13 protein-coding genes are annotated in these 12,331 nt (G+C 37.6%); 1 reads left to right on the forward strand and 12 read right to left on the reverse strand.

Annotated elements, in window-relative coordinates; translation table 11 throughout:
- Window positions 1-4: 4 nt before the first annotated feature.
- The 3 genes from hisD to MKX57_RS19880 are packed head-to-tail and all read right to left on the reverse strand — an operon-like array spanning window position 5 to window position 3,121.
- Window positions 5-1,279 (reverse strand): histidinol dehydrogenase, encoded by a 1,275-nt coding sequence (hisD, locus tag MKX57_RS19870; protein WP_239355240.1) that lies wholly within the window; start codon window positions 1,277-1,279, stop codon window positions 5-7.
- 47 nt (window positions 1,280-1,326) lie between these two features.
- A complete protein-coding gene (gene hisG / locus MKX57_RS19875; RefSeq protein WP_036120252.1) occupies window positions 1,327-1,956 on the reverse strand; it encodes an ATP phosphoribosyltransferase in 630 nt (209 codons plus the stop codon).
- Window positions 1,949-3,121 (reverse strand): ATP phosphoribosyltransferase regulatory subunit, encoded by a 1,173-nt coding sequence (locus MKX57_RS19880; protein WP_342550554.1) that lies wholly within the window; start codon window positions 3,119-3,121, stop codon window positions 1,949-1,951. Before MKX57_RS19880 ends, hisG begins: the two co-directional genes overlap by 8 nt.
- Window positions 3,122-3,644: 523 nt before the next feature.
- On the opposite strand from MKX57_RS19880, the gene MKX57_RS19885 reads away from it, so the two are divergent.
- Window positions 3,645-3,851: a hypothetical protein gene (locus MKX57_RS19885; protein ID WP_008173271.1), complete on the forward strand. Its 207-nt coding sequence runs from the start codon at window positions 3,645-3,647 to the stop codon at window positions 3,849-3,851.
- 75 nt (window positions 3,852-3,926) lie between these two features.
- On the opposite strand, the gene MKX57_RS19890 is transcribed toward MKX57_RS19885, so the two are convergent.
- From MKX57_RS19890 to MKX57_RS19930, 9 genes are all read right to left on the reverse strand, one after another.
- Window positions 3,927-4,472, reverse strand: a complete 546-nt coding sequence (locus MKX57_RS19890; protein WP_342550555.1) for a DapH/DapD/GlmU-related protein — start codon at window positions 4,470-4,472, stop codon at window positions 3,927-3,929.
- Window positions 4,473-4,477: 5 nt separating this feature from the next.
- Complete coding sequence (gene ppaX / locus MKX57_RS19895) at window positions 4,478-5,119, reverse strand: pyrophosphatase PpaX (protein ID WP_008173275.1); 642 nt, start codon at window positions 5,117-5,119, stop codon at window positions 4,478-4,480.
- 13 nt (window positions 5,120-5,132) lie between these two features.
- On the reverse strand, window positions 5,133-5,954 hold the full coding sequence (gene lgt, locus MKX57_RS19900; protein ID WP_008173278.1) for a prolipoprotein diacylglyceryl transferase: 822 nt from the start codon (window positions 5,952-5,954) through the stop codon (window positions 5,133-5,135).
- A 45-nt stretch (window positions 5,955-5,999) separates the two neighbouring features.
- Window positions 6,000-6,935, reverse strand: a complete 936-nt coding sequence (hprK, locus tag MKX57_RS19905) for an HPr(Ser) kinase/phosphatase (protein WP_025116542.1) — start codon at window positions 6,933-6,935, stop codon at window positions 6,000-6,002.
- Between the two features lie 122 nt (window positions 6,936-7,057).
- On the reverse strand, window positions 7,058-7,375 hold the full coding sequence (cccB, locus tag MKX57_RS19910) for a cytochrome c551 (RefSeq protein ID WP_008173280.1): 318 nt from the start codon (window positions 7,373-7,375) through the stop codon (window positions 7,058-7,060).
- Between the two features lie 51 nt (window positions 7,376-7,426).
- Entirely contained in the window at window positions 7,427-8,269 is an 843-nt protein-coding gene (locus MKX57_RS19915; RefSeq protein WP_089986258.1) for a YitT family protein, read from the reverse strand.
- 172 nt (window positions 8,270-8,441) lie between these two features.
- Window positions 8,442-9,671 carry an HDOD domain-containing protein gene (locus MKX57_RS19920; RefSeq protein ID WP_043989566.1) on the reverse strand — a complete coding sequence of 410 codons (1,230 nt, stop codon included), beginning with the start codon at window positions 9,669-9,671 and terminating at the stop codon, window positions 8,442-8,444.
- Between the two features lie 171 nt (window positions 9,672-9,842).
- A complete protein-coding gene (locus tag MKX57_RS19925) occupies window positions 9,843-10,487 on the reverse strand; it encodes a VTT domain-containing protein (RefSeq protein WP_225316111.1) in 645 nt (214 codons plus the stop codon).
- Between the two features lie 255 nt (window positions 10,488-10,742).
- Window positions 10,743-12,290, reverse strand: a complete 1,548-nt coding sequence (locus tag MKX57_RS19930; RefSeq protein ID WP_342530715.1) for a fatty acid--CoA ligase family protein — start codon at window positions 12,288-12,290, stop codon at window positions 10,743-10,745.
- Window positions 12,291-12,331 lie beyond the last annotated feature (41 nt).

Here is a 12,331-nt window from a genome sequence, read left to right on the forward strand (position 1 = left end):
TGTATTATTCCTTCTTCCATCCGCGAGATTCCACCGCACGTGCATGCCCCTCTAAACCTTCCATACGTGCGAGACGGGCAATTTTTGGTGCATTGTCTTGCCAAGTTTTTTCACTGTAATAAACAATACTTGATTTTTTCACAAAATCATCTACGTTTAAGCCACTAGCAAAACGTGCTGTACTATTGGTTGGTAACACATGATTGGTCCCCGCAAAATAATCACCAACAGGCTCTGAACTATAACGACCAATAAAAATACCACCTGCATGCCTTATTTGTTCAGCGATCGCCTCAGCATTATTTGTCATAATCTCTAAATGCTCCGGTGCTAATGAATTAATCGCTTCCACTGCATCTGATACTGTTTCAGCTACATAAATGACCCCAAAATTTTCGATTGAAGCACGGGCCACTTCTTGACGCGGTAAAATCTCCAATTGCTTTTCAACTTCTTCAGCTACCTTTTTAGCCAATTGCTCTGAGGTCGTGACGAGAATAGCACAAGCTAAAGGGTCATGTTCTGCTTGTGATAATAGATCTGCAGCAATTTCGTCTGGAAATGCAGTGTCATCAGCTAGTACTGCAATTTCGCTGGGTCCCGCAATCATATCAATTGCAACCTCTCCAAATACCTCCCGTTTAGCAAGGGCTACAAAAATATTTCCTGGGCCTGTAATTTTATCGACTGGGGCGATGGTCTCTGTGCCATATGCAAGAGCAGCAATCGCTTGTGCCCCACCAATTTTATAGATTTCATCAATCCCTAAAAGCTGAGCCGCCACTAGGACACCTGCAGGTATTTTTCCATCACGCCCTGCCGGTGAAGCAATCACGATTCGCTTCACACCAGCTACCTGTGCTGGAATCACATTCATTAGCACGGATGATGGGTATGCTGCTGTACCGCCAGGAACATATAACCCTACTGCATCTAGAGCTGTTACACGTTGTCCTAGCCAAGAACCGTCTCCAAGCTCTAAGCGATAGCCGTGTCGTGACTGTTGTTCATGATAAAGGCGAATATTCTTGGCCGCTTCTGCCAAATCCTGATAGAGTTGTTGGTCAAGATCATTTACGGCTTTTTGTATTTCTTCCTTTGTGACCTGCAAGCTTGTAGGCATATATCCGTCCCACCGCTCTGTATAGGCACGTAATGCTATGTCTCCCTGTGTCCTGACATCTGCTAGCACCTGTCTTACAACTGTTAACTGTTCCTCATTTCCTCCTTCAAGTGGTCTTTTTAAGGAAATACCCTTTGCTAGTTTTGCTATTTTCATACAATTAAACCCCTTCAGTTACTCATATGTAGCGAGATATGATTACTTTATTGTTCATTCACACACTTCTTTAGTCGCCTTACAAGGTCAATAATACGCTCACCTTTCATGCGATAACTGACTGGATTGGCAATTAACCGAGATGAGACAGCCGAAATAAATTCATATTCCACTAAGCCGTTCTCTTTTAATGTGCGTCCTGTAGAAACAATATCGACAATTCGATCAGCTAAGCCAATCATAGGAGCTAATTCAATAGATCCATTAAGCTCAATGATTTCGACTTGCTCCCCAATGCCTTTATAATATTTCATCGCAATATTCGGATATTTCGTTGCAATTCTAGGAGCAATCTCATTCATCTCTGTATGGGGTAAACCCGCTGATGCGATATAGCAATTACTAATTTTTAAATCCAGTAATTCATGTACCTCTCTCTGCTGCTCTAACAAAACATCCTTCCCAGCAATACCGATATCCGCTACACCATGTTCAACGTAAACAGGTACATCCATTGGCTTTGATAAAATAAAACGAATTTTCTCTTCTGGTATTTCAATCATTAATTTACGCGACATTTCGACCTCTTCTGGTAAATTAAATCCTGCCTCTAATAGCATTTGGTAGGCTTCTTCAAAGATTCGCCCCTTTGGCATTGCAATTGTTAATTCATTCACCGCCAACTTCCTCCTGTCCAACTACAACTACTTCAGTAAAGTGTGCTAAAAAGGCTTCTTCATCGACTAGGCTACTACGCAACTGTAAGGTAGCAAATTTTCCTGCTCCTCGTAATGTGTTTACCTGTAATAAAGCTGCCTCAAATTGTTCTTCCTCAAACAGCACAACAGTTGCTTCTTGCTGCCCCTCTGATTGTCCATTTAATGTTTCCAATAAACGATCGACACGAATGCTAAAGCCTGTCGCACCAGCTTTTGATCCAAACACCTCTAACAATCCATCGTAACGGCCACCATTTCCTAATGGAAAACCACTGCCTAAGGCAAATATTTCAAAAAGCATACCTGTGTAGTAACTCATATGACTCGAAAGTGTAAAATCAAACGTAACATAATCAGCTAAGTCAGCCATCTCCAATAGCTGAGCAAGCTGTTGCATATATACTAATGCATCATTTTTGCGAACATATTGTTCAATATCACGAATATCCTTCACATCCATTGCTTCTTCAATAAACTGGAGAAGAGCATCCGCTTTAGCTTTCGGTAAATTAAATGACTCTACCGCTTCTTCAAATCCAACATAATTTCGCTGGACAAGTAAAGTTCTGAGTGTAGCTTGCTGTTCAATACTCTCTGTGTAATCTTGTAAAATGCAGTTTAGGATTCCTGCATGCCCAATCGTCACTTTAAACGCTACTAATTGTAAGTGTTTCAAAAGCTCCATTGCTGTCACTATGACTTCTGCATCAGCAAATACGGATTGGTCGCCTATTAATTCAATGCCCATTTGATCGAATTCTGCTGGTCTCCCACCTTCTGCTTCTTGTGCACGAAAAACACTTGCGAAGTACGCTAAACGTTGAGGAATCATTTCTTTCAATAATTTTGAAGTGGCCACCCGAGCAATGGGGGTCGTCATATCCGGTCGTAGCACTAATGTATTTCCTTGACTATCCACAAGTTTAAATAAATGAGTATCAGCGATCGCGGAAGCTTTTCCGACTGTATCAAAATATTCAACAGCTGGCGTTTTGATAAACTCATATCCTCTTTTAGATAAGAAATCTTTGCCAGTCTGTCTTACTGCTTCAACTTTTTCAAAGATCTGCGGAAATGTATCACGCATTCCAAGTGGTTTTTCAAACATTTTTATTGACGACATATGAACACTTCCTCACATTCACTTTAATTCACTAGAGTATTAGAGAATTAGATTATGAAAGAATTCTAACTTATTTCTTTTCAACAGTCAACGCAATTCCCCTTAATTATCTAAATCTTTAATTTACTTTTCATTTGAATAATATAGAGAGGCAAGAGGCAAGTTGAAGAAAATCTACAAACTTAAAGATTGAGAATGAGAATATGTCTAAAATGTGACAAGCAAATCATGGACGCTGTTAACTTGTCTGTAAAAAATTGATAATGATTCTCGAGTGGACTGAAATATCGACCACTCCATCATCTATTCTCAATACGACCCATTATAAAATTATATTAATATAACTTAATAGCCATGTAAAATTAAAATGATTCTCAATCTCATTATCAATAAAATTACTATAATATCAGTATTTACGATGATTATTACTCTCATTCTACTTTTACTTTTACAATTCAAAATCCTTCATATAGAATAGCATTAATAAATAAAACAACAGTTATAATACACATTGGAGGGATTTATGATGGCATGTCCATTCGTACAACTTAGTGAGCAAATGATCGTTAGTATTTGTAAGGGAGATTTTTATCCTGGTGATAAAATTACACTGCATACAACAGAAGATATTGATGGTACTGCAATCAAATCAACTTTCGTTGAATCAACTTGCTTAGGCGATCATAGTAATTGTGAATTCAAATCAGAATATGATGCTGTACACGCATAAATCGGCTTCATAATACTAAAAACAAAAGCTACTCCCAAAAATTGTTGGGAGTAGCTTTTTAAACTTATTGAACGTTTATTGTTTTTTAGGTGTACACCATTGCACAATTTCATGACACTTACGCTCTGCCATTTGCTCTGCTGTATAAATAATTTGCATCGGGTTTCCTCCTGCTAGGCAACCAGCCGGCACATCCTTATGTACAAGAGTAGCGGCCGAAACAATGGCGCCATCTCCAATTGTCACACCAGGTAAAATGGTAGAATTCGCACCAACCATTACTTCATGACCAATATGAACATCCCCTAAACGATATTCCTCTATTAAATATTCATGGGCTAAAATGGTCGTATTAAAGCCAATCACTGTATTATCTCCAATAAAAATACGTTCAGGATACATAGTGTCTGGCATAACCATTAAGGCTAATGATGTTTTTTCACCAATAGTCATTCTTAAAAATGTTCGATAAAGCCAGTTTTTCACACGTAAAAATGGTGTGAAGCGTCCAATTTGAATGATAATGAAACACTTCATCACCTTCCAAAAGGACACCGTATCGTAGATTTTCCAAAGAGAATTCGCCCCTTCGACACGGTAACGTTCTGTTTTACGCGCCATCTAACTTACCCCTCTTTCACAATATCCAATAAATCCGTCATATGATGCAAAATAAATTCCGGTTGATACTGCTGTAAGTACGCCTCGCCTTTAATCGCCCAAGCGACACCAGCTGCTCTGACTCCTGCACGATGTCCGGCTTCTATATCATGCGAATTATCTCCAATCATAATGGCATCAGCTTTGTCGACACCTAGACGTTCCAATGCAAGTAATACTGGTTCAGGATCGGGTTTCACATTTTTCACATTATCTGTTCCAATACGCACATCAAATAGGTGTGTTGCTCCAAGGATAGATAGCCCGCGATCAATCGTATCATTCCGTTTTGTCGAAACAATCGCCAATAATATTCCTTGGGCTTTTAATTGCTCTAATGTCGAAACAACATCAGGGTATTGACTAACAAGTTCATCATGATGCTCTAAATTCCAAGCTCGATATTTGGCTATTAAAGCTTCCTCTTCACCTGGTGCAATGTCATTAAATGTCTGCTTGAGGGATGGACCAATGAATTTCAAGCAATCTTTTGGCGAAAATTGCCCGGGAAATCTCTCATTTAAAACATGCATAAATGTTTGAATGATTAATTCATTTGTATTCAGTAAAGTTCCATCAAAATCAAATAGTAGTGCCTTTACAGCCATATGTTACATCCCCTTATTTATTATCTAAGTATTTCATGGCTGGTTTAACCTTTATTCTACGATAAATAATGGCCCCAAGACCTACTACAATACTTATAATAGATACAATCTGTGCTGAGCGTAAATCACCAACTAGGTAAAGACTATCTGTACGCATGCCTTCAATGAAGAAACGACCAATAGAATACCAAATTAAATAACTGAAGAAAATTTCCCCACGATTTAAATTTACCTTACGTAATACTAGTAAGATAATGAGCCCTATTAGATTCCACACGGATTCATACAAAAACGTAGGATGTACATAAGTACCTAATTCTTCAATATACATTTGATTGATAATCCAATCTGGTAACATTAAATTTTCTAAAAATTCCTTTGATACAGGACCACCATAAGCCTCTTGATTCATAAAGTTGCCCCAGCGACCGATAATTTGTCCAATTAAAATACTAGGCGCTGCAATATCCGCTACTCGTAAAAAGCTTACATTTTTAATACGAGTAAATATGTAAGCCGTCACAAATGCACCTATTAACGCACCGTGTATAGCAATACCGCCATTCCATATCTCAATGATTTTACCTGGATTTTCACTATAGTAATCCCAGCGCATTGATACATAATAAATGCGCGCACAAATGATGGAAATCGGAACCGCCCACAATAATAAGTCTGCCAAAAAATCTTCAGGCAATCCTCGTTTTACAGCCTCTCGTTGGCCCACCACATACGCTAAAATAATACCCGATACGATGAGCAATCCATACCAACGGACTGGAATTGGCCCTAAGTGAAAGGCAATCGGGTTAATTTGTAAAAGTAATAAATCCATCTTTTGCTCCTCTCCAACTATCTGTTACCAAAGAACGGTTAACTTTTAATCATCTAATACATCGTTTGACGAAATAACTTCATCTAAACGTCTTGAAAATTCTTCAGCCGCATTTACGCCCATTTTCTTCAATCGATAATTCATCGCTGCCACTTCGATAATTACAGATACATTTCGTCCTGGCCTTACAGGAATTGTTAATTTCGTCAATTCCGTATCAATGATTTTCATCTTTTCTTCTTCTAAGCCTAATCGATCATACACTTTTTGAGGGTCCCAAATTTCCAGCTCAATAATAAGTGTAATACGTTTATACGGGCGGACTGCACTTGCACCAAATAGTGTCATAATATCAATAATGCCGATGCCTCGTATTTCCAGTAAATGCTCTAAAAGAGGAGGTGGACTACCAATTAATAAATTTTCTGATTCTTGTCGAATCTCAACACAATCGTCGGCTACTAAACGGTGACCTTTTTTGACAAGCTCAAGAGCTGTTTCACTTTTACCTACGCCACTTTTACCAATAATCAGTATACCAATGCCATACACATCAACAAGGACACCATGTGCAGCTGTCATTGGTGCTAAACGACCCTCTAAATAGTTCGTCAATCTACTTGAAAACTTGGTTGTTGTCATATGTGTTTTAAAAACTGGAACATGCTTTTCGTTGGAAGCTTGAATCAGCTCCTCAGGTACTTCTAAATCCCGAGAAATTATAATTGCAGGTGTATCCTGAGAACAAAGTAAGCGCATCCGCTCAAGCTTGATATCTGTTGGTAACATTTCAAAAAACGACAGCTCTGTTTTGCCAAGCAATTGTACTCTATTGGCTGGATAATGTGTAAAATACCCTGCCATTTCAAGTCCTGGTCTTGAAATATCACTTGTCACAATTGTTCTGCCGATTCCTTCCTCACCTGCTAATAACTCTAACTTAAATTTCTCCATAACATCTCTCGTTAATACTACGACCAATGAAAAAGCCTCCAATCAATGGATAAGGTTCTCCTTATTTTAGCATGTCTATGTATAAAAGAAATGTATTTACTCTTCACAAAAAAAACTAGCGGCTCTCCAGTCCGCTAGTTTTTGAAGTATTATTTTTTAGTAGCTAACCATTTAGCAACTGCTTCAGCATCTGCGCCTTTTACAATTCCTCCAGGCATGCCACCTTTACCATTATTAATAATATCTAAAATTTCCGATTCCGATAAACGAGAACCTACATCGTTTAATGCTGGTCCATTGGCACCTTGTAGCTCGCCACCATGACATGTCACACATGATTTCATTGCGATAGCTTCTCCATCTGGAGCAGTGGCACCTTCATTGTTAGTTGCCTCTTTATCTCCGCCTCCACAAGCTGCTAAGAAAATTGCTGAACCGAACACTAATGTTAACATTGCTTTTTTCATTAGTACCCCTCCTCATAATAGATAATACCTTACGCCGCCATTATACCAAAATTATGCACGTTTGAAACCTTCTCCTAATACCTCATAGGCATCCGAAACGATGACAAACGCTGATGGGTCAACGCTTTTAATGAGTTGTTTCAGCTTTGTGAATTCTGTCTGATAAACAACAACCATAAGAACTGGTCGTGCCTCTCCTGTATAGCCCCCAAATGCTTGTAACTTAGTTACACCCCGATTGACTTCTGCATAAATGGCTTCACGTACTTCATCTTGTTTCAACGTAATAATATAGACCATTTTGGATTGGCTAAAACCTAGCTGAATAATATCAATCGTTTTGGTTGTTACATAAAGTCCAATTAGGGCATACAAACCTTTCTCTAAATCAAAAACAACTGCTGCACTAATCGCTATGATTCCATCTATTAACAGTACACTTGTACCAAGCGTTAATCCAGTATACTTCGTAATGATTTGCGCTAGTAAATCAGTGCCACCAGTAGAAGCATTCCCTTTAAAGACCAGTCCTATTCCTAATCCCACTACAATTCCGCCAAAAAGAGCTCCAAGCAAAGGATTGTCCGTCCATGGCTCCCAGCTATTTGTTAGCAAGACAATAAACGGTAATGTAATCGTACCAATAAATGATTTAATGCCAAATTTTTTGCCGAGTAATAAAACACCAGCAATAAATAGTGGAATATTAAAGGCATATTGTACAATACCCGGATTCCAGCCAAATAACCCATGCAAAATCGTACTAATTCCACTTACCCCTCCGGAGGCAACCTGATTTGGTAATAAAAAGACATTAAAACCAATAGCAATTACTGTTGCTCCTACAATAACATACACATAGTCCACAATGTTTTCCCTAACATCATGTTTCATTTCCCCACGCCCACTTCAACTATCAGAATTTTTTTAAGACGAGATGATTATAGCAAATACTTTCTACATTGAGAACTTCATCTTGATGAAGAGATTAGCTATTGTAGAGGATAAAAATAAGCTATCTTATACGAATGTAAGATAGCTTTTTGTACGAAATATTGGCACTTACTTAAAATGATTTTTCTGCCCATTCCATTGCCTCATAATATAGAAGATCCATATCATTAAGCGGGATATTTAATTGAGCACCTAGCTCCTCTAATCGGGGCCAATCCAATTTGCCTAGAGCGATACTAAATTCTAGAAATGGTGTCATCTCTGTTTCATGCCCTAAAATTGTATTTGTAATATCTTCTGAAAATGGTAGCTGATGTAATATGCTGCTCATAGGTCTTTGCAGTAATGTGTCAATGAGCGAAAACATACCTACAAGGAAATATTCCGAAAAATTCTTTTTGTAAGACAGCTTCGCTAACTTCTCACAAACTTTTGCTCGAAACAAGGACATACACATCACTTCTTTGAAAAGATCTGAATCCGCATCAATATCAATTTCTCGCATCGCTAATAGATAAATCCATTTTCGTAAATTGGATATACCTAATAACACGATTGCTTGTTTAATGGAGCGTACTTTAGATTTTGAACGCTTAGAAGAATTATTGATCATTTGTAATAATTTATACGTCAAAGAAATATCTCGTTCGATATTTTCTGCTAATAATTGAATATTTGGTTCTTCTTCTTTTAGCAAGGAGATGATATGAATATACTGAATCGTATTAGCAGGTATATCTGTTGCTTTTATAATTTGAGGTTGTTCAAAGAAATAGCCTTGAAATAAGACGTATCCAGAAGACTTAGCCACTTCAAATTGATGACGAGTCTCTACTTTTTCAGCGAGCAATTGAATATGTGGATAATTTCCCTTTACTTTATTTTCAATCTCCATTCTTTTAACCATCGATGTTGCTAGAAAATCTACTTTTATATAATCAACTTGTTCAAATAATTCATCATAGATTTCAACATGTTCATCCATAATAAAATCATCTAACGCAATTTGAAATCCATATTTTTTTAGCTCCACCACCCGTTTCACTAATTGTGATGTCAGTGGAACATCCTCTAAAATTTCAATGACAACTTGTGAAGGATTTAAAAATTCATGAATGGAGCTCATTAATAAGTTATCAGTAAAATTAACAAAACCTGGCTTACCTTTTGTTACTTCTTCAAAACCAATTGAAAGAAATGAGTTCACCAGTACATCAATAGTTGCTGCATCTGAATCAACCATTGGAAAGGCATTAACGTTTTTGCCACGATATAATAATTCATATGCAACGACCTGTTCGTGAAGATTAAAAATAGGCTGCCTGCCAATAAATACTTCCATTTCGTTGCCCCCATTTCTCCACATTCTAGTAATTAATAGTATAGCATTTTTTACGACCTGATGCTTATACTTCAATATAATTTATCATCATCATTATAGATTTACTAGTTCTTTTTTCTACCTAAAAAAAGACAGTCCCAGTGATGTGGCATCACGTTAGGACTGTCCAAATTATTTGCTAACTTTGGCTTTTATCGCACCAATTACTGCTGGAACGACAGAGATAAAAATAATCAATATAAGCACAACTGAGAAGTTATCTTTAATAATAGGAATATTACCAAAGAAATAACCAAGTAATGTACAGCTGAATACCCATAAAATAGCACCTAAAATATTATAAAGTAAGAAGTAGCTATAATTCATTTTACTTGCTCCCGCTACGAATGGGATAAATGTACGAATAAACGGCATAAAACGGGCTATTACAATTGTTTTTCCACCATGTGTATTGAAGAATTTTTCAGCTGCTTCCATACGTTCTTTTTTTACAACTCTTCCGAGAAGGCTCTTTGGAGGAATCGACGTTCCAACTTTATGACCAATATGATAATTCATTGTATCACCTAAAATGGCCGCTGCTAAAAATACTGGTATTAATATCCACATATCAAAGGCTCCCATTGCAGCAGCCAATGTACCACTTGCGAATAGTAATGAATCACCTGGTAAGAATGGGAAAATAACGACGCCTGTTTCTACAAAAACAATGGCAAATAAAATAAGATAACTCCAATTACCAAAATCACGAATGATTTCTTCTAAATGCACATCGATATGCACAATAAAGCTTATTAACTCCTGAATGAGTTCTATCATGTTTTTGTATGCTCTCTTTCAATAGTATTTTTACCTAAAAGCTTTGACGTAGCCTTACATCAAAGGGTTCCAGTTTTGTACGTCTTTTTACATTACTTCCTCACTATATGACAAGCTATTGAAAAGTATGTAGAAGATTTCACAAGTTTGATTTTATCACTTACAGATAACTTACCTCAACTGATTTTACTATTATACGAATAATGTACACAAAAAAAGAGCTACCATTTTTCAATAGTAGCTTTTTTCGCTTTATACTTTTTCTTTTAAGGAACGGCGAAGTATTTTTCCAGTCGTATTTTTAGGTAATTCATCCATAATTTCAATGACCTTAGGCACCTTATATTTCACCATATGCTTACCACAATACGATAGAAGATCTTCCGTCGTAGTGGCCGCCACTTCTTTTAATACCACATATGCATGAACTGCCTCTCCTAAGTTAGGATCAGGGAATCCAACTACCGCTGCCTCTACAATGTTATTATGGGCAAACAATACTTCCTCGACCTCTCTAGGATAGACATTAAAGCCTCCTACAATGATCATATCCTTTTTACGATCGACAATATAAAAATAGCCTTCGTCATCCACTCTTGCTAAATCGCCTGTATAGAGCCAGCCATCACGGATTGTCATTGCCGTTTCCTCTGGCATTTTATAATACCCCTTCATTACGTTAGGGCCACGTACTATTAACTCTCCAACCTCCCCAACAGGTACTTCCTGACCGTTTACATCGACAACTCTATTTTCCACATTGCTAATCGATGTACCAATAGATCCAGCTTTACGGTCACGATCCAAAGGATTAAAACACGTCACAGGTGATGCCTCTGATAAGCCATATCCTTCTGATACACGCACATTAAATTTCTGCTCGAAATTATGTAATAGTGCAACTGGTAAAGATGCTCCTCCTGAAATAGCTAAACGAATTGTCGAAAAATCTTCAGGATTTCCTTCAGGTAATTGGTATAAGAAATTATACATAGTTGGTACCCCAGCAAAGACTGTTGCTTTTTGCTCTCGCGCTAAAGCAAAAATTTCTGTAGGGCTAAATCTAGGTGCTAGTAAAACTGTTGCTCCACTTAATAATGGCGCGTTTACAACAACTGTTAAAGCAAAGACATGGAATACAGGTAATGTGGCAATGACACGATCCTTTTCTTGGATATCTAAATAATGGGCAACATCACGCGCATTTGAATAGACATTTTCATGCGTAAGCATCGCTCCTTTTGGAGTGCCAGTAGTGCCCGAAGTATATAAAATAATAGCATTGTCATCATCTGCCACTTTAACAGGTTGTAAAGATTGAGAAGTATTCGCGATGATTTGTGTAAATAAATGAGTTTTTTCTTGCGCACTTGGTGATAAAGCTGCTACTTTTTCCGCTATATCTGCCGTTGTTTCACAAACTACAAATGCTTTAACCTGCGGAAATGCTTGTACACCTTTCTCCACCAATGGTAGTAAAAGATCCAGCGCAATAACTGCTTTTACATCGCCATTATGCAAAATATAAGAAATTTCATCTGGTGTATAAATAGGGTTAACAGGAATTGCCGTTGCCCCTAAACGCATTGTTGCATACAAAGCAATTAAATAATGTGGTGTATTGCCGAGTAAAAACGCCACATGATCCCCTTTTTCAACACCCAAATCTTGTAATCCCTTTGCAAAACGACCAACTGTTTGCTCGAATTCTCCGTATGTCGTATCTTTCCCCATAAAATGATACGCAACTTTTTCCGGCTGTTCTGTTGCCTGTTGACGAACACGTGAAACTAAATTCAATTACACCATCCCCTTATCGTATAAAATGAATCGTTATTCAG

Origin of the sequence: Lysinibacillus sp. FSL M8-0216 (assembly GCF_038595555.1) — a bacterium.
Lineage (GTDB): Bacteria > Bacillota > Bacilli > Bacillales_A > Planococcaceae > Lysinibacillus > Lysinibacillus fusiformis.

Coding starts and splice junctions, on each gene's coding strand:
- ppaX (WP_008173275.1), bottom strand. CDS start 5,119: ATGGCTGTAAAGGCACTACTATTTGATTTTGATGGAACTTTACTGAAT.
- lgt (WP_008173278.1), bottom strand. CDS start 5,954: ATGGATTTATTACTTTTACAAATTAACCCGATTGCCTTTCACTTAGGG.
- hisD (WP_239355240.1), bottom strand. CDS start 1,279: ATGAAAATAGCAAAACTAGCAAAGGGTATTTCCTTAAAAAGACCACTT.
- MKX57_RS19890 (WP_342550555.1), bottom strand. CDS start 4,472: ATGGCGCGTAAAACAGAACGTTACCGTGTCGAAGGGGCGAATTCTCTT.
- MKX57_RS19920 (WP_043989566.1), bottom strand. CDS start 9,671: ATGGAAGTATTTATTGGCAGGCAGCCTATTTTTAATCTTCACGAACAG.
- MKX57_RS19885 (WP_008173271.1), top strand. CDS start 3,645: ATGATGGCATGTCCATTCGTACAACTTAGTGAGCAAATGATCGTTAGT.
- MKX57_RS19880 (WP_342550554.1), bottom strand. CDS start 3,121: ATGTCGTCAATAAAAATGTTTGAAAAACCACTTGGAATGCGTGATACA.
- MKX57_RS19915 (WP_089986258.1), bottom strand. CDS start 8,269: ATGAAACATGATGTTAGGGAAAACATTGTGGACTATGTGTATGTTATT.
- cccB (WP_008173280.1), bottom strand. CDS start 7,375: ATGAAAAAAGCAATGTTAACATTAGTGTTCGGTTCAGCAATTTTCTTA.